General features: G+C 62.9%; 20 protein-coding genes. 10 read left to right on the forward strand and 10 right to left on the reverse strand.

Features of this window, described 5'->3' with window-relative positions:
- Nucleotides 1-366: 366 nt before the first annotated feature.
- On the reverse strand, nucleotides 367-1,419 hold the full coding sequence (locus tag FQ746_RS06180) for an NAD(P)-dependent alcohol dehydrogenase (RefSeq protein ID WP_144108047.1): 1,053 nt from the start codon (nucleotides 1,417-1,419) through the stop codon (nucleotides 367-369).
- 318 nt (nucleotides 1,420-1,737) lie between these two features.
- Here FQ746_RS06180 and FQ746_RS06185 point away from each other — a divergent pair, with 318 nt between their 5' ends.
- Nucleotides 1,738-2,706 (forward strand): AraC family transcriptional regulator, encoded by a 969-nt coding sequence (locus FQ746_RS06185; RefSeq protein ID WP_144108048.1) that lies wholly within the window; start codon nucleotides 1,738-1,740, stop codon nucleotides 2,704-2,706.
- Between the two features lie 13 nt (nucleotides 2,707-2,719).
- Here FQ746_RS06185 and FQ746_RS06190 read toward each other — a convergent pair whose 3' ends face one another.
- From FQ746_RS06190 to FQ746_RS06200, 3 genes are read right to left on the reverse strand one after another with little or no spacing between them, the layout of a single operon-like run.
- Nucleotides 2,720-3,502, reverse strand: a complete 783-nt coding sequence (locus tag FQ746_RS06190) for a molybdopterin-dependent oxidoreductase (protein ID WP_144108049.1) — start codon at nucleotides 3,500-3,502, stop codon at nucleotides 2,720-2,722.
- Entirely contained in the window at nucleotides 3,499-4,131 is a 633-nt protein-coding gene (locus FQ746_RS06195) for a cytochrome b/b6 domain-containing protein (protein ID WP_144108050.1), read from the reverse strand. Before FQ746_RS06195 ends, FQ746_RS06190 begins: the two co-directional genes overlap by 4 nt.
- Before the next feature lie 9 nt (nucleotides 4,132-4,140).
- Nucleotides 4,141-4,773, reverse strand: coding sequence for a hypothetical protein (locus FQ746_RS06200; RefSeq protein ID WP_144108051.1), 633 nt, complete (start codon nucleotides 4,771-4,773; stop codon nucleotides 4,141-4,143).
- A 168-nt stretch (nucleotides 4,774-4,941) separates the two neighbouring features.
- On the opposite strand from FQ746_RS06200, the gene FQ746_RS06205 reads away from it, so the two are divergent.
- Both FQ746_RS06205 and FQ746_RS06210 read left to right on the forward strand, forming a co-directional pair.
- Complete coding sequence (locus FQ746_RS06205) at nucleotides 4,942-5,613, forward strand: heavy metal response regulator transcription factor (protein WP_144108052.1); 672 nt, start codon at nucleotides 4,942-4,944, stop codon at nucleotides 5,611-5,613.
- On the forward strand, nucleotides 5,610-7,034 hold the full coding sequence (locus FQ746_RS06210) for a heavy metal sensor histidine kinase (RefSeq protein WP_144108053.1): 1,425 nt from the start codon (nucleotides 5,610-5,612) through the stop codon (nucleotides 7,032-7,034). Before FQ746_RS06205 ends, FQ746_RS06210 begins: the two co-directional genes overlap by 4 nt.
- Before the next feature lie 22 nt (nucleotides 7,035-7,056).
- On the opposite strand, the gene FQ746_RS06215 is transcribed toward FQ746_RS06210, so the two are convergent.
- Nucleotides 7,057-8,535: a diguanylate cyclase domain-containing protein gene (locus tag FQ746_RS06215; RefSeq protein ID WP_144108054.1), complete on the reverse strand. Its 1,479-nt coding sequence runs from the start codon at nucleotides 8,533-8,535 to the stop codon at nucleotides 7,057-7,059.
- Between the two features lie 262 nt (nucleotides 8,536-8,797).
- On the opposite strand from FQ746_RS06215, the gene FQ746_RS06220 reads away from it, so the two are divergent.
- Nucleotides 8,798-9,736 (forward strand): 2-hydroxyacid dehydrogenase, encoded by a 939-nt coding sequence (locus FQ746_RS06220; RefSeq protein WP_144108055.1) that lies wholly within the window; start codon nucleotides 8,798-8,800, stop codon nucleotides 9,734-9,736.
- A gap of 82 nt (nucleotides 9,737-9,818) precedes the next feature.
- On the opposite strand, the gene FQ746_RS06225 is transcribed toward FQ746_RS06220, so the two are convergent.
- On the reverse strand, nucleotides 9,819-12,392 hold the full coding sequence (locus FQ746_RS06225; RefSeq protein WP_144108056.1) for an adenosylcobalamin-dependent ribonucleoside-diphosphate reductase: 2,574 nt from the start codon (nucleotides 12,390-12,392) through the stop codon (nucleotides 9,819-9,821).
- A 346-nt stretch (nucleotides 12,393-12,738) separates the two neighbouring features.
- On the reverse strand, nucleotides 12,739-13,026 hold the full coding sequence (locus FQ746_RS06230) for a DUF3331 domain-containing protein (protein WP_144108106.1): 288 nt from the start codon (nucleotides 13,024-13,026) through the stop codon (nucleotides 12,739-12,741).
- A gap of 371 nt (nucleotides 13,027-13,397) precedes the next feature.
- On the opposite strand from FQ746_RS06230, the gene FQ746_RS06235 reads away from it, so the two are divergent.
- Complete coding sequence (locus tag FQ746_RS06235) at nucleotides 13,398-14,495, forward strand: AI-2E family transporter (protein ID WP_144108057.1); 1,098 nt, start codon at nucleotides 13,398-13,400, stop codon at nucleotides 14,493-14,495.
- 55 nt (nucleotides 14,496-14,550) lie between these two features.
- Here FQ746_RS06235 and FQ746_RS06240 read toward each other — a convergent pair whose 3' ends face one another.
- Entirely contained in the window at nucleotides 14,551-15,690 is a 1,140-nt protein-coding gene (locus tag FQ746_RS06240) for an OpgC domain-containing protein (RefSeq protein WP_144108058.1), read from the reverse strand.
- Nucleotides 15,691-16,271: 581 nt separating this feature from the next.
- On the opposite strand from FQ746_RS06240, the gene FQ746_RS06245 reads away from it, so the two are divergent.
- Nucleotides 16,272-17,441: a porin gene (locus FQ746_RS06245; protein WP_144108059.1), complete on the forward strand. Its 1,170-nt coding sequence runs from the start codon at nucleotides 16,272-16,274 to the stop codon at nucleotides 17,439-17,441.
- A gap of 46 nt (nucleotides 17,442-17,487) precedes the next feature.
- On the opposite strand, the gene FQ746_RS06250 is transcribed toward FQ746_RS06245, so the two are convergent.
- On the reverse strand, nucleotides 17,488-17,817 hold the full coding sequence (locus FQ746_RS06250) for a hypothetical protein (protein ID WP_144108060.1): 330 nt from the start codon (nucleotides 17,815-17,817) through the stop codon (nucleotides 17,488-17,490).
- A 365-nt stretch (nucleotides 17,818-18,182) separates the two neighbouring features.
- On the opposite strand from FQ746_RS06250, the gene FQ746_RS06255 reads away from it, so the two are divergent.
- From FQ746_RS06255 to FQ746_RS06265, 3 genes are read left to right on the forward strand one after another with little or no spacing between them, the layout of a single operon-like run.
- Nucleotides 18,183-21,011 carry a xanthine dehydrogenase family protein molybdopterin-binding subunit gene (locus FQ746_RS06255; RefSeq protein ID WP_144108061.1) on the forward strand — a complete coding sequence of 943 codons (2,829 nt, stop codon included), beginning with the start codon at nucleotides 18,183-18,185 and terminating at the stop codon, nucleotides 21,009-21,011.
- A complete protein-coding gene (locus tag FQ746_RS06260) occupies nucleotides 21,008-21,682 on the forward strand; it encodes a (2Fe-2S)-binding protein (protein ID WP_144108062.1) in 675 nt (224 codons plus the stop codon). Before FQ746_RS06255 ends, FQ746_RS06260 begins: the two co-directional genes overlap by 4 nt.
- Nucleotides 21,682-22,992, forward strand: a complete 1,311-nt coding sequence (locus tag FQ746_RS06265) for a cytochrome c (protein ID WP_144108107.1) — start codon at nucleotides 21,682-21,684, stop codon at nucleotides 22,990-22,992. Before FQ746_RS06260 ends, FQ746_RS06265 begins: the two co-directional genes overlap by 1 nt.
- A gap of 373 nt (nucleotides 22,993-23,365) precedes the next feature.
- On the opposite strand, the gene FQ746_RS06270 is transcribed toward FQ746_RS06265, so the two are convergent.
- On the reverse strand, nucleotides 23,366-23,764 hold the full coding sequence (locus FQ746_RS06270) for a hypothetical protein (protein WP_144108063.1): 399 nt from the start codon (nucleotides 23,762-23,764) through the stop codon (nucleotides 23,366-23,368).
- A 159-nt stretch (nucleotides 23,765-23,923) separates the two neighbouring features.
- Between FQ746_RS06270 and FQ746_RS06275 the strand changes: the two genes are divergently transcribed.
- Nucleotides 23,924-24,379: a (2Fe-2S)-binding protein gene (locus tag FQ746_RS06275; protein WP_144108064.1), complete on the forward strand. Its 456-nt coding sequence runs from the start codon at nucleotides 23,924-23,926 to the stop codon at nucleotides 24,377-24,379.

Genomic DNA, 24,379 nt, shown 5'->3' on the forward strand with positions numbered 1-24,379 from the left:
GACAAAGCACTCATCAGCTCCCACTCCGCACTGCGTGCGTCGCGGATGGGTAAACAACGGAAGGCAAAAAACCGAGGGTTCTAAGAACGGCCTGGGGGCGCGCGGAGCGCCGCTGGAAGGATGACTGCTGTGTCACGAGGGCGGAATGCGCGGGAGCACGGATTCCAGATGAGCCACTACCGCTCGTGAGCGAGGGCGCCGCTTAATGGTTAGCGGTTTGAGCCGCTTTCTCTTGCCTACTTCTCTTTGCGGCGGCAAAGAGAAGTAGGTGCCGCCCCGCACAGGGGCAACGCTAATAGACCACTACCAATACAAGGAAAGGCCAAAGGAGCAAAAAAATCCCAAAAGCCAGTGCAACGAAAAAACCTACTTCCGCAAGGAATCCAGATCAACTACAAACCGATACTTAACATCACTCTTCAGCATCCGTTCATAAGCCTCATTAATCCCCTGCATAGGAATCACCTCGACATCCGAAGTAATCCCATGCTGCCCGCAGAAATCAAGCATCTCCTGCGTCTCGGCAATCCCGCCAATCAACGACCCCGCCAACCGCCGGCGCTTGAAAATCAGATTGAACACCTGCGGCGACGGATGATCGTGCTCCGGTGCACCCACCAGCGTCATCGTCCCATCACGCTTCAACAGATTCAAAAACGGATTCAGATCGTGCGGCGCAGCCACCGTATTCACAATCAGATCGAAGCTGTTCAAATGCGCTTCCATCTCGTCCGCATTCTTCGAAATCACCACCTCGTCCGCACCCAGCCGCTTCGCGTCTTCGATCTTCGAAGGCGACGTGGTGAACAGCACGACATGCGCACCCATCGCATGCGCCAGCTTCACACCCATATGCCCCAAGCCGCCAAGGCCGACAATCCCGACCTTCTTGCCCGGTCCCGCACCCCACGTCCGCAGCGGCGAATACAAGGTAATGCCCGCGCACAACAACGGCGCGACACCCGACAGTTCCAGATTCTCCGGCACCCGCAGCGTAAAGGCTTCGTCCACCACCAGTTGCGTGGAATAACCGCCGTACGTGATCTGCCCATCGACACGGTCCACACCGTTATACGTGCCGACAAAACCGTTTTCGCAATACTGTTCCAGACCTTCGCCGCAACTCGCACACGTACGGCACGAGTCGACCAGACAACCGACACCGACCAGATCGCCCACCTTGTACTTCGTGACGTCCGGACCCACCGCGCTCACGCGGCCGACAATCTCATGGCCCGGCACGACCGGGAAAACCGTGTTCTTCCACTCGTTGCGCGCCTGGTGCAAATCGGAATGGCACACGCCGCAAAACAGAACCTCCATCTGCACGTCGTTGGCGCGCAGTTCGCGGCGCTGTAGTTCGAATGGGGCGAGCGGCGCGGTAGCGTCGGTCGCTGCATAGGCGTAAGTCGTGCTCATGGGTAGCTCCGGAAAAAAGAAGAGGGATTGGCCAAACACACGCGATGGACGACCGTTGCCGCCGATGCGTTCCAGCGTTGACATGACCCGGATCACCGCGAAGGGCAAGAACCGCCGGTTCACCGTGACAGTGAGTGGCGGATTCACCCGACGCTGCGGAAAATGCTGATCCAGCAGGGTTCCCATGGTATGAGCCGCGCCCGGATCGGGGAATACCTGAATATCTCGAAGTTTTGCCTAAAGCTCCTGGCGAAGCGCGCAGCAGGCTGTTTGATGCTAAATTCCGAGCATTATTCTCTTGCCCGTCACCATATCGTCATGTCAAGCCAATCTGCTCAACCTGCTGTCGCCGACCTCGCCCATCAGCGTCTCGTCGAATTGTTCGACCTGCTGGCGCCGAATGTCGGCTTCACACGTTCGAGCGTCGACGGCGTCAACCTCATGCGCGCGAATCAGCCGCTGCCGCGTATGCCGGTCATGTACGAGCCGAGCATCGTGATCGTGTGCCAGGGTCGCAAGCGCGGTTTTCTCGGCGATCAGGTGTTCCAGTACGACGCGCATCAATACCTGGTGCTGTCCGTTCCGCTGCCGTTCGAATGCGAGACGGAAGCGACGGAAGACGAACCCTTTCTCGGTATCTCGGTTCGCGTGGATCTGACGATGGTCGCCGAACTGCTGATGATGCTCAACGAAGCGCAAGGCTCGACGCACAACGAGCCGGTCGGTATCTACTCGACACCGCTCGGTTCCGATCTGAGCAACGCCGTGCAGCGTCTGATGGAAGCATTGGCCTCGCCGCTCGATGCACGCATTCTCGCGCCGGGCGTGGTCCGCGAAATCTGTTATCGGGTATTGACCGGCGAGCAGGGCGACGCAATTCGCGCAGCACTCACGCATCAGAATCATTTCGGCCGTATCGCAAAGGCATTGCGGCGCATTCACGCGGACTATCACGGCACGCTCGATGTCGATACGCTCGCAGCGGAAGCCGGCATGAGCCTCGCGGTGTTCCATGCGCAGTTCAAGGCGGTCACGGCCACCTCGCCGATGCAATACGTGAAGACCACGCGTTTGCATCACGCGCGCTTGCTGATGGTGCAGGATGGATTGAATGCGGGCGCGGCCGCGGCACGGGTCGGTTATGAAAGCGCGTCGCAGTTCAGCCGCGAGTTCAAGCGCCTGTTCGGCCTGAGTCCCGTCGACGAGGTCAAGCGCATGCGCACGGTGTACGACGCGCCGGCGCCGCGTGTCGTGAAACCCGCGGCGCGCTATGTGACGGCAGTGTAAGCAGAATCGTAAGCTATAACCCGCTGAACCAGTTGTAGCCCTGGTCTTCCCAGTAACCGCCCGGATTCGTGTTGGTCACGAAAATCGCCGCAATGTGCTTGGGATTCTTGAAGCCGAGCTTGGTCGGCACGCGCAACTTCAACGGATACCCGTACTTCGCGGGCAACGGCGCATCGCCGAAATCGAGTGTCAGTTGCGTTTGCGGATGCAGCGCGGTCGCCATGTCGAGGCTCGAGTAATAGCGGTCCGCGCATTTGAAGCCGACATAGCGCGCATTCAGATCGGCGCCGATCTTCTCCAGAAACGTGCGGAACGGCACACCCTTCCATTGTCCGATCGCGCTCCATCCTTCGATGCAGATGTGGCGGGTGATCTGCGAGACTTGCGGCAACGCACGCAGTTGCTGCAGGTTCCACGTGCGTTTATCCGCGATCAGACCGGAGACTTCGAGCTGAAAGGTCGAGCCGTCGATATCCGGTGCATCGAACTCGGGATAAAACGCGTTGAACGGAAAGGGATTCGTGATCTGGCTCGCCGAATACGTCGGCGCGAGTTTCGTGCCGCTGAACAGCCAGCCCTGCACGCGATCGTTCCAGCGCGACATGGCCCAGAGTACCTTGTCGACCGAATCGCCATCCTGCATGTTGCAACCGGACAGCATCGCGAGCGCGCCGATGGAAAGCGACGAACGCAGAAACAGACGCCGCTGCAGGTGCTCGATTTGCGGTTTGTGATCGGCCAGCAGAATACGCGCTTGAGTAGAGGCGCGCGAGTCTTTGGGTTTGTCGGCACTCACGGCTGCGATCCTTCGCTTGCAGAATGGGGGGTGTGTCCGGCACGTCCCGTCAACATCGGCAGCAGTGTGCGCGGCACCAGCAAAACCAGCGCGAGATGCACGACGACGAAGCCCACCACGCCGGCCATCGCGACGAAATGAACGCGCCGCGCGAAATCGAAACCGCCGAATAGCGCGGTCAGCCACGAAAATTGCACCGGTTTCCAGATCGACAGTCCGGACGCCACGAGCAGAATGCCCAGACCCAGCACCAGCAGATAAAGGGCACGCTGCACGGCGTTGTAGCGGCCGGAATCGTGCGGCAGTTTGAAACGCATCGCGAGCGCTGCATCGTGCACGACGTCGCGTGCATGCACGGGTAGCAACTTGCGGCGAAAGTGTCCACGGCCGATGCCGTACGCCAGATACAGCAGTCCGTTCGCGCACAGCAGCCACATCGCCGCGAAGTGCCACGCGATCGAGCCGCCCAGCCAGCCGCCCAACGTCGCCCATGCGGGAAAGCGCAGCGGGAAAAACGGCGAGGCGTTATAGATCGCCCAGCCGCTCATCACCATGCAGACCATCGCAAACGCGTTGATCCAGTGCGTGATGCGTACGACGAGCGGATGGACGATAAGGCGCGCGGGCATGGGGCTATCTCACATCGGCGGCGTAACGCCGTGTTCGCCTGCGGAGATGAAGTTAGCGGCCATCGAGCCGTCCGCTTCCTTGTGAGCGAACAGCACGACCTTCGCGCCCGGCACGAGCAACGAGCGGTCGCCCGGTTCGAGGCTGACGATAGGCACGTCTTGCGGAATGACGATTTTCTTCTCACCGTCCTTGTATTTCACGGTGATGGTGCGGCCGTTGCTCACCACCAGCGAGCCGACGGTGCCGTTGGTCATCGAGCTATTCGCGCCGAGGTCCCACGGACGATGGCCTTCGCCCGATCCGCGCATGCTCGCCGGGAACACGTGCACTTCGAGTGCTTTCAACGAGCCGTCCGCTTGCGGAATCGCCGCGGTGCCGACATAGCTGTCGGGCTTGATGTCGTTGATGCTGGCGATCGCAACGCCGCGAATCGGCGTGTCGTTCGCGAGTTTGACGTCGACGTCCTTGCCGTCGCGCGTATGGACTTTCAGCAGGTCGCCCGCGAACGAGGTAACCGTGCCGCGTACGCCGGTGGGCGCGGCGGTTTGAGCCAGCGCAGCGGAACCGGCCGACAGCAGGGCAGCGGCAACCAGGGCGGGGGCGACGACGGCACGCAAGGCTTGCGTGAAAACGATCTTCATCTGAGAACTCCAGAGCGTTGAACGGGGTGAGAGGGACACAACAGTGCAGGCAGAATAAGCGTGCGACGCTGGCCGCCGGGTGACAGGCGAATGACAAAAACGTCATTAATGCGGTGCTTCGGCCACGTAGAATGACCGACAGTTTCTATTCCTCTCCAGTGCCCACGCATGAGCATCCTCGTCATCGAAGACGACCCGAAGACCGGCGACTACCTTAAAAAAGGTCTGCGCGAGAGCGGCTATGCGGTCGACCTCGCGCGCACCGGCACGGACGGGCTGCACATGGCGCTCGAAAATCCCTACGACCTGGTGGTGCTGGACGTGATGCTGCCGGGCATCGACGGTTGGGAAATCATGCGTGCACTGCGCGCGCGGCGCGATCTGCCGGTCATTTTCCTGACCGCGCGCGATCACGTGAGCGACCGCATTCGCGGTCTCGAACTCGGCGCGGACGACTATCTGGTCAAGCCGTTCTCGTTCACGGAACTGGTGCTGCGAATCCGCACGCTATTGCGCCGGGGTGTGATGCGTGAGAGCGACGTGTTCGAGATCGCCGATCTCAAACTCGACGTGCTGCGCCGCAAGGTCACTCGCGAAGGCATGGAGATTCCGCTCACCAACAAGGAATTCATGCTGTTGCATCTGCTGGTGCGCCGTCAGGGCGAAGCACTGTCGCGCACGCAGATCGCCTCCGAAGTGTGGGACATGAATTTCGACAGCGACACCAATGTGGTCGATGTCGCGATCAAACGCCTGCGCGCGAAAGTCGATCATCCGTTCGAGAAGAAGCTGATCCACACCGTGCGCAGTATCGGCTACACGTTCGGCGACGGCTCATGAAACGCTGGCGCGGTCGTTCGTTGACGGTACGCACCACGGCGTCGTTCGCCGCGATCGCCTGCGTGGTGATCGGCACGCTCGGCGCGTATTTCTATCATTCCGCCGAAAAGTCCCTGCAGCACCGCGCGGACGTGGTGTTGACCGGACGCGTCGAGCATTTCAGCCGGATTATCAGCGACCTGTATTCGGTCAGCGAATTGAAGAACCGGCCGCTGCTGTTCGAAACGATGCTCGGCGCGGAGGCGGACGTGTTGCTGTTCCGGCGTCCCGGCGAGGCGCCGTTCGTCGACGTGAACCCTGGTGGTACGAGCGTGCCTGCGCTGCAAACGGGTGGCGTCGGGCATTTGCCGACGCTGGCCGATATCCAGCAGACCCGTTTGCCCAACGGCGTGCCGGTGCACTGGGCCATCGCCACTGCCCGCGCGCGGGAAGACGGCGCCGAAGTCGAGGTGATCGCGGGACACCCGATGACGCAGGAAGTGCAGATGCTGGCCGCGTATCGCAACCGCATTTTGCTGGCCACGCTGATCGGCATGCTCGCGGCAACGCTGCTCGCTTACTACGTGTTGCGGCGCGCGTTGCGTCCGGTGCACGAGATCGCCGCACGGGCCGCGCAGATCAGCCCGGCGAGTCTGTCGGTGCGCCTCGACAGCGAAGCCGCGCCGCAGGAGTTGCAACGGCTCACGCACGCGTTCAATGCGATGCTCGACCGGCTCGCGGACGGGTATCAGCGGCTCTCGCAGTTTTCCGCCGATCTCGCGCATGAAATCCGTACGCCAGTCGGCGTGTTGATCGGCCAGACTCAGGTCACGCTCGCGCAACCGCGCGAGCCGGACGAGTATCAGCAACTGCTCGAATCGAACCTGGAAGAATTGAACCGCTTGAGCCATATCGCGGAGAACATCCTGTTTCTCGCGAACGCGGACCATGCGGCGCTTTCCATCGAACGCGAACCGGTGGAACTGCATGGCGAACTCGTGAAGATCGCCGACTATTTCGAGGGTCTCGCCGACGAGCGCGGCATGCGCTTCAGCGTCGACGCCAACGGAATCGTGTCGGCGAATTCGCTGCTATGCCGGCGTGCAATCAACAATCTGGTCGTCAATGCCGTGCGCTATGGCGCGGACGATACGGTGGTGCGATTGAGCGGGCGGCAGGACGAAGAGGGCGCGACGGTGGTGGTGGAAAACGACGGCGCACCGATTCCGCAGGAGCAGTTGCACCGTCTGTTCGATCGTTTCTATCGCGGCGACGCGTCGCGCAGCGCGTTTACCGAATCGAGCGGACTGGGGCTCGCTATCGTCACGGCCATCATGCATCTGCACGGCGGCACGGCACGGGTGCTGTGTCCGGTGCCGGGCGTGGTGCGCTTCGAGTTGCGCTTCCCTGCAAGGCCGGGCGTGCCGGTCGCGATAGGCTAGATCGGATCACCCGGCCGAGGCCTCATTTGCCCGAGGCATCCGGCGCCGGCAGATTGGCGTAGTGCGCGCGTTTCTCCTCGTACATCAGCAGATCGGCACGCTGCACGCCTGCTTCGAGCCGCTCGCCGCGCTGGCAGGTCGCCATTCCCATCGAAAAACTCAGCGGCGAGCCCGGATAGAACTGATTGTTCATTTCCACCAGCTGGCGGATCGCCTCGATCATGGCCGCGCCGCCGCGCTCGTCGGTGTCGGGCATCAGAACAGCGAACTCGTCGCCGCCGATGCGCGCGGCCTGGAACGGCGCTTCCATGGCCTTCGCGAGCACCTCGCCGGCGCGCCGCAGCAGCGCGTCGCCGGCGGCGTGACCGAGTTGGTCGTTGACCGGCTTGAGGCCGTTCAGATCGGCCATGATGATGGTGACCGGCCACGGTCCCTTGCGCTCGAGACGGTTCAGTTCGTCGACGTAGAACGAGCGGTTGCGCAGCTTGGTCAGCACGTCGTGCTTGCCGAGAAACTCCAGGTACGCTTCCGCCTTTTTGCGCGCGGTGATGTCGGTGAGCGCCACCAGCACGAGGTCCCAGTTCTTCTCGTGACCGGGCAGCACGGAGAATTGCAGGTGAACGTGCACCTCGCTGCCGTCGAGCGAATAGTTGATGACTTCGCGTTGCTGGAACAGCTTGCTTTCCCACAGATCGATCAACTGCTCGCGGAAGTGCGCGCGCATGTCGTCGCGAAACACGTCGACCAGACGCGCGAGCAAGGTCTTCTTGTCTTTTGCCGCGAACATGTCGAGCGTGTGCTGGTTCACGTCGAGCACGTGAATTTCCTGCATGCAGCGTTCGACGAACTCGGGATGCACGTCGGTGAACACGCGGAAATCGACGATGCCCGCCGCACGCGCGTCGTCGAGCAGCCGTTTGACCGCGCTAAAGTCTTCCACCCACAGCGACACCGGCGAGTGTTCGAACAAGCCGCGCACGTATTGCTCGGCCAGCGTCATGCGATGCCGCGCGGCTTCGAGTTCGGTGATGTCTTCGACGGACACCAGCACGCGGTCCCAGTCGCGCTCATGGCCCGGCAGCACCGCGCCTTTGAGCAGCACGTCGAGCCGCCGGCCGCCAAGCGTGTAGTTGACGGTCTGGCTGGTGAAATGCGCTTCGCCGGCCCATAGCTGGCAAAGCTCTTCGAGATGGGTCTTCAGCATGTCGTCGCGAAACACCGACTGAAGATTGCCGGTCAATGCCTCGAAGTCCGCGGCCTCGAACTGCGTGAGGGTTTTCCGATTGACCTTGATGACGCGAATGCTATGCGCGCATTGGGCGACGAGTTCGGGATGATCGGCGAAGTGCGCGCGCAGGTCGGTGACGCCGTCGCTGCGCCATGTTTCGAACAGGCTGCGCACGCCGCTGAAATCTTCCAGCCAGAGCGAGACGGGCGCGAGGTCGAACATCTCGGAGTCGTCGTTGGCGGGCGTGGAGCCGGGCGGGAGAATGTCCAGCATGAGGTTCTCGTGGTCGAAAGTCCGGCTATTCTAGCCGCCTTGGGGGACGGTCGAAAAATCCGTTTGAAATCGAAACGCAAGGTGGTCGTTGCGGGTGGGCCGACCATGAAGTTATCGGCCGTGGACGCCCGGACTTGAGTCGTACACTGCGCGCGGCACGGCTTACATGCCCGTCAGGCTCAGCAGGGCTGACGGCTTGCAATGACGCTTGATACACTCATCCGCTGCCATCTCTTCTGCTTACGCCGGAATAATCGACACCATGAACACAAAGCCAACCCTGCTGGTTCTGATTCCTTTGGGCGACAGCCATCTTGCGAGTATCGGAGCGGCTTTCGACGTGATCTACGCGCCCGACTCCGCGCAATGCGATGCGGCGATCGGTCAACACGGCGACAAGGTTCGCGCTGTACTCACCAACGGCACGACCGGTCTGAGCGCCGCCGACATCGACCGGTTGCCGCAACTCGAGTTCGTCAGCGCGCTCGGTGCCGGTTATGAAAACCTCGCGCTGGACCGCGCTCGCGAGCGCGGCATCGTGCTGGTCAACGGCTCGGGCACCAACGATCATTGCGTGGCCGATCATGCGTTTGCGTTGCTGCTCGCGGTCGTGCGCGACGTCGTGCAACTCGATCAGGCGACCCGCGCGGGCGTCTGGCGCGATGCGCTGCCGATGGGGCCGAACGTCTCCGGCAAACGGCTGGGCATCATCGGCCTCGGCAATATCGGCGAGAAGGTGGCGCGGCGGGGCGAAGGTTTCGATCTGGCGATTGGCTATCACAACCGCAAGCCGCGCGAGGGCTCGCCGCATCGGTATTTCGACACCGTGCTGGGACTCGCGCAATGGAGCGACTTTCTGGTGGTGGCGACACCGGGCGGCGCGGGCACGCGTCATCTGATCGATGCCGCGGTACTCGAGGCGTTGGGACCGCAGGGCTTCGTGGTGAACGTGTCGCGCGGCAGCGTCGTAGATACCGCTGCACTGGCAGAGGCGCTCACCACGGGCAAGGTGGCCGGCGCGGCGCTCGATGTCTACGAAGGCGAGCCGAAGCCGCCTCAGGCGCTGCTGGCGCTGCGCAACGTGGTGCTGACGCCGCACGTGGCCGGCCGCTCGCCGGAAGCGTTCACCGGATCGGTCGATAATTTTCTGGCGAACGCGCAGCGGCATTTCGCGGGTGAGGCGGTGTTGACGCCGATTTGAAGGGCGATGAATAGCGTCGTCTGGCGCGCCGGTCACGCGCGCCGACGACGGGTCACATGCCTTGCTTCTGAGTGCCGGGCGCTTATCCGCACGCCCCCACTTCCCCGCACGCGGTGCAAAAATCGCAACCGTCCTTGCGAATCACCGCATTCGCGCCGCACGATCCGCACTTTCTGCCGAGCATCGTGTGCAGTCCCTGCGAACCGATGGGTTGCGTCAGCGCCGCCGGTTCTTCCTCGCCCGGATGTGGACGGATACCGAAGTCCGCCGACAACGGCGTTTCCGCTTTCATCTGACCGCGCGGCAAACGACCGAGCAAGCGGGAGGGCACCTGATTGCCTTCGGCATCCAGAAAGCCACGCCGATGCAGAATCTGCTGGATCGCAAACGCGAGCGCGGCCACTTCCGAATCGTGCCAGCGCGGCGTGCGATGACCGTCCAGCCGTTGTACTTCACCGAGCCTCACCTGGCCGCGATCCCACGACACCTTGCGCATGTCCTGCAGATTGCGCGCGACGAATCCGCCGCGAGCGGCCAGCGACAGCGAACGCATGGTCGCCGTAATCCACTGCTGCGACTCGTCGCGCTGACCGGTCGGAATGAAGAACTCGATAGGACGTTCGATCGTGACTTCTTCGCCGCCCAGGCGTCCCGTTACTTCGATGAACGAAGCCGCGACGTAAAGCGATTTCTTGCCGGCCTGCGTGAGATATTCGACCTTCTCGATGATCGCCGGCAACTCGCCTTTCGGACGATGATCGATGGCGATCCGCAGCGGATCGAGATCGATCTCGGCCAGCGTATCTTCCGCGAGCGCCTGCGCGGGCGGTGGACTGACACTCAGCACCGCGCCGAGCGTTTCGTTCGGGCGATAGGTGGCGAGTCCCTTGAGGCCGCTTTTCCACGCATCGAAGTAAAGGCTTTCGAAGGCTTCGAACGGATAGTCGGCCGGCACGTTCACCGTCTTCGAGATGGATGTGTCGACGTAGGGCTGCACGGCGGCCATCATGTCCAGGTGATCGCGCGCGGACATCTGCAACGCGCTCACGAAGTAGTCCGGCAGCGCTTTTACGTCGCCGCCCAGTTCGCGATAGAGACGGTACGCGTAGTCTTCGACCTCGAACGATTCGCGGCCGCCGTCGGCCATCACCTTCATACGCGTATAGGTCCACGAGAAGGCAGGCTCGATTCCGTTCGACGCGTTGTCGGCGAACGCGAGGCTGACCGTGCCGGTCGGCGCGATGGACAGCAGATGGCTGTTGCGAATACCGTCGCGGCGGATCGCCGCCTGAATGTCGTCCGGCAGGCGCGACGCGAAGGTGCCCGCTTCCAGATAGCGTGTCGCGTCGAATAGCGGAAACGCGCCGCGCTCGCGCGCCAGTTCCACGGACGCGCGATACGCTTCGTCGCGCATCAGTTGCGCGATCCGCACCGCGAAGTCGCGGCCGGCCTGCGAGTCGTAGCGCAGACCGAGCATCACGAGCGTGTCGCCGAGACCCGTAAAGCCCACGCCGATGCGCCGCTTCGCGCGCGACTCGTCGTACTGCTGCGGCAGCGGCCACAACGTGACATCGAGTACGTCGTCGAGGAAGCGCACCTGCGTGCGGGTGCGTCGCGCGAGACCGTCCCAGTCGAACGACGGCTTGCGGCCTTTTATCTGCGCGAACGGGTCGATTACGAAACGCGTCAGGTTGAGCGGGCCGAGATTGCAGCAGCCGTACGCGGGCAACGGTTGCTCGCCGCACGGATTGGTCGCGCGGATGGTTTCGACGGCGCGCAGATTGTTGTCGGTGTTCATCCGCGAGATGAAGACGATGCCGGGTTCCGCGACGTCGTACGTGGAGCGCATGATGCGCTCCCAGATTTCGCGGGCGGGGCGTTCGCTGTACACCCACAGGCCGTCTTCGCGTTGCCGCACGTCGCCCGCTGCGCGCAGTGCGGGCGACGGTTCGGCGCGATGCACGAGCGGCCAGGGTTGATCTTCTTCCACGGCGCGCATGAAGGCGTCGGTCACGCCCACCGACACGTTGAAATTGTTCCAGCGGCCTTTCGAATGCTTGGCCTCGATGAATTCCAGCAGATCCGGATGATCGCAGTCGAGCACGGCCATTTGCGCGCCGCGTCGTGAGCCGGCGCTTTCGACGGTCCGGCAGGACGCGTCGAACACATCCATATAACTGCACGGTCCCGATGCCGACGAACTGGTGGTGTGAACGCGCGCGCCCTTGGGCCGGATCGCGGAGAAGTTGTAGCCGACGCCGCCGCCGCGGCGCATGGTTTCGGCCGCTTGCAGCAGCGCGACGTAAATGCCGGGCAGACCCTGATCGTCGACGCCCTGAATCGCGTCGCCGACCGGTTGCACGAAACAGTTGATCAACGTGGCGGCGATACCGGTGCCGGCCGCGCTCATGATCCGGCCGGCGCCTAGCGCGCCGTTGCGCAGGTTGTCGGCGAACAGCGCCTGCACGGACTCACGCAGCGCTTCCGGTTCGGCCTGGGCGACGCCGCGGGCCACGCGCTCGTAGATGTCGTCGACCGATTGTTCGTCGCCTTTCGCGTATTTCTCGAGCAGGACGTCCAGCGCGAATTGCTGGGGAGCGACTAGGGGAACGGGCGACGCCAAAGCGGCGCGGGTGTCCGGCGTATCTTCTGCCATGGTGAACCCTCGAACGGTGCCGCGAAGTGCGGCGCGGTGGCTGGGAAGCGGTGCGGCGGCCCGGTAGCCCGACAGCCTGGCGCGCGCAGTGGCTCGGGCGTGGCCTGGGCGCGCAGGTGTGGCGAGGCGCAACGGGGACCACCTTAACGCACCGGACGAAGGGCTGCAATCAGGGGGATTCGGTGATGAGCGACGTTTGATCGTCGACGGTTGTCGACTGCGTGCGGAAGGAATGAGGAGTCGGGACAAGCAGGCTGAACCGCTTCGAAGCGACGCGCCAGGCTCGGCGCGCGCATCGGTAAAACAGGGCAAAACAGGTCGAAACAGGTGATTCGGGGCAGGAAATTCAGACTTCGGCGGTCAGCGCGCCGAGAATTTCGGCGCAGATCATGGCGGAAGCATTCAGAGGGGCGGGCCGTTCGGCCGGTTTGAAGACCGCGTCGCCGCGGCGGATTTTGCGACGGGAGACTGCGCAGGTTCCGGAGGTATGTGCCGAGCGTCGTCGCCAACGCTGTTCCCCGTAATGACATCGCCCTGGCTCGACCCAGCGAATCACGAGCGTGGTGTCGGATTGCTCAAGGATCTCGATGCGGACAGGGTGGGTACCGTCAAGGGGGATGGACTCTAAGGTCATCATCATCGGCTCCGTAGTGTGGTCTGCCGAATGTATGCCCCTGCGCGCCGGATAGCCATTGTGCCACCGTTGAAACACTGTTCTCCGATTAGCAACAATTACGCTTTACTTTCACTCATTGACCAAAGAACGGGGCTTTGCGGGCTATTTTCAATAGGTACTTGCGATAGCAATGATTTTTGCAACGCAGTGTTGTTCGCAGCGAGACGACGTTGGGCAGAGTGAAACGGGGGTTTGCAAGACGCGCCGACGCTTCCTTTATGATGTGACGAGACTCGAGCACGACCATGGCGAACGGGCACAGCCAGTTTAGCGGGTTTGTTGTTTTTCGGTCGGCTCGCGCACATCGTCCAAATACCTTCCGGGTTCTCATGAATTCACGTCCACCTGCTTCATCCGCTTCACCCGCTTCACCCCTGTCGCCGGAATCGTCGGACCGGCTCAAGAAACAGAAAACGGCGTCGCTCCTGCTCTACGTCGGGCTCGTGTTGCTGGCCCTGTGGGTGGTGCGCGACTTCATTGCCGTGGTGGGCTGGGCCGGTGTGATCGCGATTGCCTTGTGGCCGCTTCTGCGCAAGGTGGAAGGGCAGCGCTGGTTCACTGGCCGCACGACGCTGATCGCGGTGGTGCTCACGCTGGCTATCGCGCTGCTGGTGGTGCTGCCGGTCGGCATCGGCATCGCTCAGGCGCTGGGTGAAGCGCACGACCTGACCGAGTGGTTCAAGACCGTGCAGGAGAACGGCATTCCCATGCCGGACTTCGTTCAGCGTCTGCCGTTCGGCGTGCAGCAGGTCACGGCCTGGTGGCAAGCCAATCTTGCGCAACCGTTGCGCGGCTCGGCCGCGATGAAGAGCCTGCATAGCACGACGGTGATGGCGCTCGGCCGGCACTTCGGCGCACGCGCCGTGCATGCAGTGATGGTGTTCGCCTTCATGCTGGTCACGCTGTTTGTGATTTTTCAGGCGGGGCCGCGCCTGTCGGCGTCGCTGGTGACCGGCGTGCGGCGCGGTTTCGGCGAGGACGGTGCGCAACTGCTCGAACGCATGGCCGCTGCCGTGCGTGGCACGGTGTCGGGTCTGGTGGTGGTGGGACTCGGCGAAGGCGCGCTGATGGGCGTTGCCTATGCGGTTACCGGATTGCCGCACGTTGCGCTGCTGGCCGTCATCACCGCGATTGCCGCAATGCTGCCGTTCTGCGCGCCGCTGACTTTCGGGCTCGCCGCTCTGTGGCTGTTCGCGCAAGGGTCGGTGGCGAGTGCCATCGGGCTGGCGGTGTTCGGCGCGATCGTGGTGTTCGTCGCCGAGCATTTCGTGCGGCCGGTGTTGATCGGCAATTCGACGCGACTGCCGTTCCTGCTCGTGCTGTTCGGCATTCTCGGCGGGGCGGAGACGTTCGGGTTGCTCGGGCTCTTTATCGGCCCAGCGCTGATGACCGTGTTGATGGTGTTGTGGACCGATCTGGTGCAATAGTTGCACGCGCAACGCCGCGAGCGCTGCCCGCGCGGCGCGACGTTGCGCGATGTTCTCAGGGCAAGGTCGAGGTCGAGGTCGAGGTCGAGGCCGAGGTTCGCAGACGCATTGCATAAACCCGCGTGGCGAGCTTTTTGAGCGGCGTCGCCACGAGCGCGACGCCCAACAGCGCACCCACGGCGACGGCATCGGCGACGAGCCCGAGCGGATAGTTCAGATAGCCGTCGGTCGCCGCATACAGCAGCGAGTCGACCACCAGCGAAATCACCGCGCCGGCGATAAAACACAGCAGCCCCTTGCGGCCGATCACGCCGACCCACGGCAGCCACTGCGCGAGTTTCTTCGCCCAGCCGAGTTCGATCAGCTTGGCGACGAGCCAGGCGATTGCCAGAAAATTGACCGCACGCAAGTAGGAGAGATTCTGCTTGAGGCTGCCGTCGAGCGGTTCCCGCTCGATAAAGAGCTTGTAGTACGCCGCCGCGGCCACCACCGCGAAGGCCGCCACGCTGACCGTCCAGCCCAGCCGGTGCGTGCTGATGCGCTCATAGACCGGCTGGCAGCGCGCCAGCACCCCGACCACGAACAGCAACTGCCACGCGAACGGATTGAAGTCCCAATGCATGTCGGGCGCGGCGGGCAGGTAGGCGTCGATCGCCGGCGCGCCAGCCCACAGTGCGACGCTGCCGGCCAGCAGCAGCCAGGGCTTGCTGCGCGCGAGCGGCAAAATCATCGGGACCAGCAGCGCGAAGAAGGCGTACATCGGCAGGACGGACGCGAGATAGGGCTGACGGCGGAACAGCAGGATGTCGCGCAGCGCGGCGACGGGCGCGCTCATCAGATCGTCGAGATCGGTGGTGGCGAGGTTCGGCCCGTCGATGCTGAAGGCGGTGAGCACGGCGCTCACGAGCAGCATGAGAGCGGCGGTGACGAGAAACGCGCGATAGATTTCGAACGAGCGGCGCACGAAGCGGCTGCGCGCAATGGCTTCGTTGCGGCGTTCGGCCAGTGCCGCATACGCGGTGGCGGTGGCAAAGCCCCCCAGGAAGACGAAGACTTCGGCGGCATCGCACAACGCGTAGGCGTGCAGCGTGACGCGGGACAGAATGCTGCCGCCGATGTGATCGACGACGATGATCAGCAGCACGAGTCCGCGGAAAAAGTCGAGTTCGACCAGACGTGAAGATGACGTTTGCATGGTTAGCGCCAGGATCAGCCAGATGTCGCGGCGCGCTGTGTTCAGCGCAGCAGGCGTGACGTCCGGCTTTTGAAAATAGGATCGAGCAAGGTCAAGCGGTTGTGGGCTACGGTACCGCAGAGGGCAAAAACCAGCCGGAAGCTCTCTGGCACAGGCAATCGCCGTACCCAAACCAGCACTGCGACCGCCCTGCATTCGCGACCTGTAAAAATGACCCGGTGGCGGGTGTCGAGTTCCACCGCCGCGCGGCGAAAAATCCGCGATTATATTTCTTTGCGTGACAATCCCGCGCGCTCCCGTGCGCCTGCGACGTCTCTCTTAATGCCACCCAAAGTCAGCGCAGCCCAAACCGGGCGCGGCCCTTATCGCCTACCTGATTGAACGCCGTCAAAAAAGGGACAGCGCCCCGAGTGGAGAATTTGCAACAAATCAGGGGCGCGGTTCGCTCGCCAATGGACGGCTGTCTAACGGCGTGTGAGGATTTCTTCGACGCGCAACGGGCAGCCCAAAGGGCTTCGAATCGTGTCACACCAAAGCGGTTGGATCGAGTCGTCCCATCACTCGAGTGCACGGAGATCTTCATGAACAGGCAAGTGTTCGCGCTGGCTGTCTCTGTCGCTCTGGGTGTCGTTCCAGGCGCGCCCGCCTGGGCACAGACGAGCGTCACGCTGTACGGCGTACTGGATGAAGGCATCAATTACACGAACAATGCCGGCCGCGGCCACGTCTACGAACTGGCGAGCGGCGACGCGCAAGGCAGCCGCTGGGGCCTCAAAGGCGCCGAGGAACTCGGCGGCGGACTAAAGGCCATCTTCCAGCTCGAAAACGGCTTCGACGTCGGCTCCGGCCGGTTGAATCAGGGCGGCAGACTATTCGGCCGCCAGGCCTTCGCCGGGCTAAGCGCCCAGAACTACGGCTCGTTGACCTTCGGCCGCCAGTACGATTCGGTGGTCGACTATCTGGCTCAGACCACCGCCAACGGCTCATGGGCCGGCACGCTGTTCTCGCACCCGTACGACAACGACAACACCGACAATTCGTTCCGCCTCGACAACACGGTCAAATACACGAGTCCGTCCCTGTCGGGATTCCAGTTCGGCGGAACTTACAGCTTCAGCAACGACACCGGCTTTGCGAACAACCGTGCCTATAGCGTCGGCGGCCAGTACACGTATAGCGGAGTACTGGTGTCCGCCGCCTACCTGCAGGCCGACAACCCCGGCATGGGCAACAACGGCGCCATCGCGGCCAACGACGCGACCTTCGTCGCGGCACGCATGCGCGTATTCGGCGGCGGCATCAACTACACCATCGGCCCCGCGTCGGCAGGGTTCGTCTACACCAACTCGAACTATCTCGACCCCACCAGCACCGGCTATCCCGGCGTGGCGCCGCTGGTGCCGCTGCTGCCGCCGGGCGTGCTGTTGAACTCGCTCAAATTTCAGAACTTCGAAGTGAACGGCAAGTACCAGATTTCGCCGATGCTGTTCGTCGGCGCGCAGTACGTGTACACGATGGAAACCTACGACGCATCGAATGGCGGGGTGAAGCCAAAAATCCACTCGTTTGGTCTGATGGCCGACTACAATCTATCGAAACGCACCGACCTGTACATTCAAGGCGAGTATCAACAGGTTAGCGGCGACTCCACCTATTCCATTCTCGACGACGCGTTCACACCCGGCACGCAGTCGCCTTCATCCACGTCGAAGCAGGTCGTGGTGCGCGCTGCGATCCGGCATAAGTTCTGACTGCGCCGCCGCGATTTCGTTGAACTGCAGTGAGCCTGAATGGCCTTCAGTTCATCACGTAGTTCTGAAAAAGAATGCCGACAATCACGCCGGCCGGAATGCCATAAGTCCGCCCGCGTAATGTCGCGCTCAGATCTTCGTCGAGAATGAAACTGCAGCGGCGCTCGCGCCAGACCGTTTTATAGGCGAGCGGTTTCGCATCCACGATAACGATGGCAATCAGCACGGTCACGATGATCTGTTCGAACGCGTGCAGCTTCGCCATGAAGGGTGAAAACTCGCCGGCATTGGACAGCAGCACCATGATGACGGCCGCGATCAGCGTGCCGAAGAAAAACCCGCTCATGAATCGGTTGGCGGAACTGAGTGAATCCACGTGAACCTCGACTTGATTCGCCTGCTGTTAAAAGCCGGCGAAATTAAAAAATGAATTGATGAATTGTCGTATCCCCGAACTTCAAGGAAGGCGTAAGAATATTTTCTTTACGCGCGTCGACCTATCGTCCATTTCCTAATGCTGTGTGAGACAAGTCTGAAAAACGAACTTGTCCGCGATTAAGTGCCATACCCGATCCGTTATTTACGTAATAGCGGACAAAATTTGACGCATCTCCGAGCGAATCAACGCGATAATCCCGCCCCTTGCGCTTGTCACCCGGTGGCTCAGCGAGGACATTCCGCGATTCATCCCCCTCGTCGTTTCAGCCCGCCGGTCGCCGTGTTATCGAAGAGGAGAAGTCCATGGGGAAACTCGACCTTTCGCGTCGCAGTTTTCTGAAGGCCAGCGTGCTGGCGGGTGTGTCGGTGACGATTGCGCCGATCGGCAGCCGCGCCTTCGCTGCGTTGTTCGAAGAAAAGATTCTGACGCCGGTACAGTGGGACGCGAGGCATGGCGAGGCGAAATTCCGCATCGACGGTATCGCCAAAGTGACCGGCTCGAAAGTGTTTGCGCGCGATATTCGTAGCAGCGACATGCCGCACTGGCCGCCACAGCAGTCGCACGCGTTCATCCTGCGCACGACCCAGGCCGACCGTCCCTATGAAGGTTTCGATCTCGGGTTGCTAGGCGAGGACCTGAAGCCCGACCGCATCGTCACCGCCGAAGATTTGCAACGCGACGCGCTCGCGTTTCCCGCGTTCTACGGCGAGGACATGTTGCTGCCGGTCGGCAAGACGCCGGCCTATCTGGGCCATGCCGTGGCGATTCTCATCTATCACGATTTCGCGCGTTTCCGTTTCGCCAAAGACGCGCTGCAATTCCAGCCGCAGGTGATTCGCTACGGCGCGCCGACCGGTCCGCTCGAACGCGATCCGTGGGGCACGTTCCGCTTCGTTCGCGTCGGCGGCAAAACGCCGTACGACGACGACACGTTTTCCAGTCTGAAAGACGCGCCGGTGTTTCCCAGCATGATGCGCAAGCATCAGCCGGTGTGGCCGGACGGCGTCGAGCACGGCAAGCTCGACGAGCAGGGCATGTTCCATGCCGCGCAGATCCAGCAGGAACTGGATCGGCCTTCGCCGGACTGGCTGGTCATGGCGCGCGAGTACAACACACAGTCCATCGACACCGCCGCGCTCGAACCCGACAACGTCAATAGCTGGTACGACGCCGCGACGCAATCGCTGCACATGGTCGTGCCGACGCAGGCGCCGTCCGAAGTCGGCGACAGCGCCGCCGAAATGGTCGCGAAATGCGCGTTCCCGGTGAAGCATCTGTTCATTCACCCGTGCTACACGGTGGGCTACGGGTCGAAGGATCACTTCAACGTGCCGTTTTACGGCCTCGTCTGCGCGATGTACGCGGACGGCCGTCCGGTGCGTCTCGCCAACGACCGCTACGAGCAGTTCCAGACCTCGTTGAAGCGCCACGCGTTCAGGATGAACTACCGCATCGCGGTGGACAGAAAGACCGGTCTGCTGCAATCGTTCAAGGCCGAGATGGAAGCGAACGGCGGCGGGCGTTGCAATTTCTCGCCGTCCGTCGCGATGGTGGGCGCCACCGCCGCGCAATCCATCTATTACTTCCCGAAGAACGACCTCTCGGCGGTCGCGCTGGCGTCGCGCGCGATCGACGCGGGTTCGGCGCGCGGCTACGGCACGCTGCAGAGCATGGCCGCGACCGAGATGATGATCGACGAGATCGCGGCCGAACTGAAGCTCGAACCCATCGACTTCCGGCTGAAAAACGCGCTGCGCTCGGGCATGAAAAACACCCAGGGCGCGGTGCCTGCCGGTGCTATCCGCGTCGACGAGGTGTTGCAGAAAGCCAGGCTGCATCCACTGTGGACGAACCGCGCGAAGCGCAAAGCCGAGTTCGAAGCCGCGCATCCGGGCAAGCGCTATGGCGTCGGCTTCGCGTGCGTGCAGAAGGATTTCGGCACCGGCGCGGAAACCTCGTTTGCGAAAGTCGAGTTCAGCGCCGAGGGCAAGATCAGCCTGCAGCATACGGCAGCCGAAATCGGCACCGGCGTGTCGACGTCGCAAGCCGTCGCGGTGGCGAAGTGGCTCGGCATGCCGGCCACCGACGTGCACGTGGCCATCACCGACTGGCCCGATCTGCCGGTCGTCACGAGCGGCGATCCGTACATGATGTCGCAGGCGGAGCAGGACAAGCTCGCGGCGAATCCGCGCTGGTCGCCGGGCTATGCGTCGCCGTCGAGCGCGACGAATTCGGCTTACTACTTCACGCACAGCACGCGTGAAGCGGCGCGTGTGCTGTTCACGCACGGCTTGTGGCCGGCCGCGCTCGCGTTGTGGAGTCAGGGCACGGGCGGCGGTCAGTCCGCGCCGCTGGTCGTGCGGATCGAGGACGCGCGCTGGGTCGACGGCAAGCTCTCCGCAGCGGGCCTCGAAGCGCTGCCGTTCGAACGTCTCGCGAAACACGCTCACGAACTGGGGCTGGTCACCGGCGCGACGGTGCACGTGTTCAACCGCTGGCAGTGGACGGAAGCGGACTACGAGATCGCCGGCAACGTGCAGCGCTTGCCGCTCGACGGTCTCGCGGTGCGCTACGGCAACAACGCGTCCGCTGCCCAGAAGGCGCTGCAGCGCACGCCTAACGGCTACCACGTGCTCGACCGTCAGCGCGTGGCGATTCCGCCCGTGCAGCGTAACAACGCGGCCGTGACGTACTACAGCGCGGTGGGCACGCTGGTCGAACTGTCGGTGCATGAAGCGAGCGGTGAAATCGCGTTGCTCGCGCATCACTCGATCATGGAATGCGGTAATCAGATATCTCCGCAACTGGTGTCGGGGCAATTGCAGGGCGGGCTCGCGATGGGCATCGGTCACGCGTTGCACGAATATCTGCCGCTTTACGAGGACGGTCCGGGCGACGGTACGTGGAACTTCAACCGCTACCACCTGCCGCGCGCGACGGATGTCGCCGTCTGGACCCAGACCGGGGAAGTGCTGCCGCCGCTCACCGAAACCGATCCGCCGAAGGGAATCGCCGAAGTGGTGATGATTCCGGTGGTCGGCGCCATCGTGAATGGCATCGCACACGCAATCGGGCATCGCTTCACCGATCTGCCGGTGACCCCGCAACGTATTCAGGAGGTGCTCGCATGACGGCCCCCAATCAAACCGCCGGCGGCGTGGAAGCCAACGCCAACGCCAACGCCAACGCCAACGCCAACGCCAACGCCAACGCCAACGCCGCCGCTCCCGCCGTCAGCGAGCGGCCGCTCACGCATTTCCGCACACTGCCTTTGTCGATCGAAGTGAACGGCAAGATCGTCGGCCCGACCGAGGTGCCCGTGGGTCTGATGATGATCGACTACCTGCACGAGTACCTGCATCTGACCGGCTCGCGTCTGGGCTGCGGGCAGGGCATCTGCCACGCGTGCGTGGTCATCGTCGACAAGCCGGACGGCACCAGCGAGGAAGTACGCACCTGCATCACCGGGGCAAATTTCTTTCACGGCAAAAGCATCCGCACGATCGAAGGCCACGCGAAGCGCAACGAAGCGGGCGAGGTCGTCGAAACGTCGCCGATCCAGCAGAAGTTTCTCGAGCACTTCAGTTTCCAGTGCGGCTACTGCACGCCGGGTTTCGTGAACGCGGCCACCGTGCTGATCGAACGGCTGAAGCGGCAACCCATTGCCCGCGGCGAGGTGGAGAGCACCATCACCGAGGCGTTGAACGCGCATATCTGCCGCTGCACGGGCTACGTGCGCTATTACGAAGCCGTGAAAGAGGTCGTATTGACGACGCCTGGCCTCGTCAGGGAAGCGGCATGATGCGCCGACCGGTCAACTTGCGACGCGCTCGCCTGGCAGTCGGTGCGCTCGCCACTGCGAGTGCGTTGAGCCTGCTCGGCGCGTGCAGCCGGCATGACGCCCCTGCCGCCGCGCTGATTGCGCCCGCCGCTCAGGGCCCGCAATCCAGCGCCGCCGATCCGCTCGCACGCGGGCGATATCTGGTGAAGGCGGCGGATTGCGCCGCCTGCCACACGGCGCCCGACGGTGCGCCGCTCGCCGGTGGCGTGAAACTGGCATCGCCGTTCGGCACGTTCTACGGCACCAACATCACGCCGGACAAGCAGCACGGCATTGGCGACTGGAGCGCGGACGATCTGTACGACGCGCTGCACGACGGCGTCGCCCGGGGCAAAACCCTGTACCCGGCGATGCCGTACACGTCGTACCGGCAACTGACCCGCGCCGACAGCGATGAGATCTATCGGTACCTGATGGCGCAAAAGCCGGCCGCGGTGCCCAATCGTGAGCCGGAGCTGTCGTTCCCGTACAACCTGCGTTTCGGCGTGCGCTTCTGGAACTGGATGTTCCTGAAAGACGCGTTGCCGGACGCGTCGAACCAGCAGACCTCGAGCACACCCTCGGCCGACTGGCAGCGCGGCCGCTATCTCGCGAACGCGCTCGGCCATTGCGCGGAATGCCATACGCCACGCGGCAAGTTCGGCCAGCTCGACAGCGCGAAGCCGCTGACCGGCTCGGCGTTGAGCCGTATCGCCGCGCCGGATATCACGCCGGAAGGTCTCGCGGCGCGCGGCTGGAATGCGGCCGATCTGCAGACCTTCTTCGCAACCGGCATCGCGCCACAAGGCTCGGCTTTCGGCGAAATGTACCCGGTGGTGCATCTGAGCAGCCAGTATCTGACGCACGACGATTTGCGCGCGATGTCGACCTATCTGCTCGGCGACGCGCCGCCCGCGCCGCAGCGTTTGCCTACGCAGCAGCCGTTGCAGGCAAACGCCGCCGACGCGGCGCAGCTCGAAGCCGGCCGTAATCTGTACGTGGCGGTGTGCGCGGGGTGTCACGGTGCGAGCGGCGAGGGCAAACCGCACGTCGCGGTGCCGATGATGGGCAACTCGACGCTGCGCCAGAGCGATCCGCATAACCTGATCGTGGCGATGCTCGACGGTCTCGCCGCACAGGATTTCCCCGGTCTCGAACGGATGCAGGCGATGCCGGGGTTCGCTACGCAACTGAACGACGCGGAGCTCGCGCAACTGGCCAACTATCTGCGCGCGAGTTATGGCGGGCAGCCGTCCGACGTGACGGCCGACGCGGTGAAAGCCTTGCGTTGAAGCGTGGCGTGTGAATGTGGCGTGTGAAGCGTGTCGTGTGAAGCGCGCCGGTGTCGGGGGAAGCATCCACGCAGACATCGGCGCGCTCTCCCGCAAAAGCTCACCCTTGTTTTAGTCAGCAAACCCAGGCAAGTCGCGTGTTGGTTCGCCGGCATCGCGAATACGATTGAAAGCCTCGCGCTCCACTCTTACCCAATCCGAACGAATCCGCTTGAAATAAGCGGTTTTCGTGTCCGCTGCAGTTCAGAAGCCTGGTAATCGACAGACGTTCGCTGTGTACTTCGCCGACTCGTCATCGGCTAGTCACGCAATACACGTCGAATTCAAAGGTGAGGCAATTCGGGAGCCAAGGCGGTTCTCGACCTCTACCTGCTCACTTCGCCTGAATGCTCCGCAGCAACTGCGACACCTGCCCATGCTGATGCAGGATCGCAGGGTCCGCCTGCAACAACGGCAGATAGCGCGGCAAAAATGCGTTGTTCGGTTGATCCGCCGAAAAGAGTCCGCTGACGGCTTCGACCGCGGCGACCCGGTCGGTGGTCTCGGCTTCCTTGTCGTCGAGCGTCTCATCGACATTCGCGATCACCGTGGAGAGCGGCGTGAGCCAGCGAAATCCCGAGCCGTTGATCAACACCTGAAGAAAAGCCGCCGGGGTCACCGGACCGAATTCCTTTTCATACGCCGCGCGTTCGTGGTCGAGTATCGCCTTGTGCAGCGCGAGCAGCGGCCGGCGAATGTCGTTCAGGAATTGAATGCTTTGAGCGTCGTTCATGGTGTGTCTCCTCGAGAGATGAGCATCGGGCGGATTTCGGGCCGCAACCATGCTAACAAAATCGCGCCCGGGGCAAGCGGCGAAGTTCTTTTTACGCGGCTACAATCTGCCGGTCTGGCACGCTCAGACCCACAATAAAATCCCCACCCGGAGCCGCTCATGACCACTTTCACCATCAACGGCGAGACCCATTCCGTCGACGCGCCGCCCGACATGCCGTTGCTTTGGGTCCTGCGCGACCTCGTCGGCCTGACCGGTACCAAGTTCGGCTGCGGCATTGCACAATGCGGCGCCTGCACCGTGCATCTGGACGGCGTCGCAGTGCGCTCGTGCGTGCTGCCGGCTGCCGCCGTCGGCGACAAAAAGATCACCACGATCGAAGCCGTCGGCGCGACACCCGCCGGGCAGAAGGTGCAGCAGGCATGGCGGCAACTCGACGTGGTGCAGTGCGGCTACTGTCAGTCCGGCCAGGTGATGTCGGCCGCGTCCCTGCTCGCAAGCAATCCAAACCCTACCGATCTCGACATCGACGCCGCCATGGCGGGCAACATCTGTCGCTGCGGCACGTACAACCGCGTACGTGCCGCGATCAAGCAAGCCGCGAAGGGGGCCTGA

This window comes from Paraburkholderia sp. BCC1886 (genome assembly GCF_900996245.1).
Taxonomy (GTDB): domain Bacteria; phylum Pseudomonadota; class Gammaproteobacteria; order Burkholderiales; family Burkholderiaceae; genus Paraburkholderia.